General features: G+C 42.4%; 1 protein-coding gene. It reads right to left on the bottom strand.

Annotated elements, in window-relative coordinates; translation table 11 throughout:
• Nucleotides 1-331: hypothetical protein (locus RNC47_RS36625; RefSeq protein WP_311605182.1), on the bottom strand; the 331-nt coding region annotated here is incomplete at its 3' end.
• Nucleotides 332-465 lie beyond the last annotated feature (134 nt).

Genomic DNA, 465 nt, shown 5'->3' with positions numbered 1-465 from the left:
AAGCAACGCCGCGTTCAATACGTTTAACTTGTGTTAAACCGCAGTTATGGGCAATGTCTGTGGCTTTAGAAGACCAAGGAGAGATAGTTCCTGGGCGTGGAGTGACTAAAATTAATTTTCCAAATGGCTCATGCTCAGCTAGAGAAGGACCATATTTTAATAAACTACTCAGCTTACCTTGCTCACTGCCACTTAATGGGGCTGATAGCTCAGCAAAATGCATATATTCAGCATAGATATCCGTTACTGGGAGCTGTTTTTCAGCAAACAGCGCCAAAAGGCGGGTAATACGAAATGCTGATAGTGCCGGTGAGCCACGCAAAATTTCCATAGTCTTCAATTCTCTCTTTTAAACGCCAGCCCTGATCACGAAAGCAGGGAAACCGGCGCCCATTATAGAGCAATGTTCATCAATACGAAACCGTTTGCGTGATTAAAAATAGAGCGATTAGTTAAATATTAATA

It is taken from the genome of Streptomyces millisiae (assembly GCF_031845425.1).
Classification (GTDB): domain Bacteria; phylum Actinomycetota; class Actinomycetes; order Streptomycetales; family Streptomycetaceae; genus Streptomyces; species Streptomyces millisiae.
This window is presented reverse-complemented; position numbering and strand designations above follow the sequence as displayed.